General features: G+C 61.9%; 2 protein-coding genes. One reads left to right on the top strand and one right to left on the bottom strand.

Annotated features, from left to right (window positions below):
• Positions 1-300: RNA polymerase-binding protein RbpA (locus ACFQ6H_RS25840; protein ID WP_378649429.1), on the bottom strand; the 300-nt coding region annotated here is incomplete at its 3' end.
• Between the two features lie 189 nt (positions 301-489).
• On the opposite strand from ACFQ6H_RS25840, the gene ACFQ6H_RS25835 reads away from it, so the two are divergent.
• A complete protein-coding gene (locus ACFQ6H_RS25835; protein ID WP_378649427.1) occupies positions 490-846 on the top strand; it encodes a hypothetical protein in 357 nt (118 codons plus the stop codon).
• Positions 847-1,024: the final 178 nt, after the last annotated feature.

Raw genomic sequence — 1,024 nt, 5'->3', positions numbered from 1 at the left:
CTCTTTGAGGAGCTCTTCGAGTTCCTCGACCGAGCGACGCTCGAGAAGCATGTCCCAGTGGGTACGGGGAGGCTTGACCTTCTTGGCTTCGGGAGCAGTTCCCTCCATGAGGCTGCCTTCGAGGCCGTTACGGCACAACCAGGTACCGGGGATCTCGGCTTCGTCCGCGAACGGGATGTCGAAGATCTCGCCGTTCTCGCACTTGTACTTGGCCATACGACGGGGCGCGAGGTCATGGTCACGGTCGGTCTCGTAGCTCACAGCTCCGAGTCGGCTACCTCGAAGTACGCGATCTGCCATGGTGGTGTCCTCTCTTCGTTCGTCACCGCTGGTGGGCGCCCTGACTTGGGGAGTAGACGCTCACACTCATCTACAACGCCACGAGCACCCGATTGGTTCCCGTGTGGCGAGAAGACGCAACCTCTCCATCTTACCGGGTACCGTGCGCGTTCATCGAAGGCGTCCGAATCTCGAGTACAGTGTCGACTCATGGCTGAGAGCACACGCGTCGGATCACCGCAGACTGCGCGTTCCGGAAACCTGTGCGTGTGGTGCGGCCGCGAGGTCGCGATGACGGGAGTGGGTCGTCGTCGCCGGTACTGCAGCCAGTCTTGTCGCCAGCGCGCCTACGAACAACGCAGTGCCGTCAAAGGCACCTCCATCCCGGCTGACGCCGTCATCTTGACCGCCGTCGAGGCTGTCGAACTGGTGGATCGGATGTTCGAGGTCCGCTGCGCCGCCGAAGATGTGGCGACTGCTGTTGCCGAGGGCGCCGAAAGTTCGGAACTCACGCAGTTGTGTGAACGGTTGACCGAACTTGCCCGCGAAGCCGAACGTTTCCGGTGAAGCAGGTGTGGGCAACCGGTTTCTAGCCTTGCGTTGAGCACCGCATCACTGCGGTGCGCCTGACGCCTGACGACGACAAATTCTGATCCTGAGTTCGGACCTTCGGGGAGGTTCGGACTTCGAAGCGACCCTTCGTCGAGGTCGATGACCTTCGGCTGCGCTCTCGCAGGATCGCCAC

The organism is Rhodococcus sp. NPDC056506 (genome assembly GCF_042794945.1).
Classification (GTDB): Bacteria; Actinomycetota; Actinomycetes; order Mycobacteriales; family Mycobacteriaceae; genus Rhodococcus_F.
This window is presented reverse-complemented; position numbering and strand designations above follow the sequence as displayed.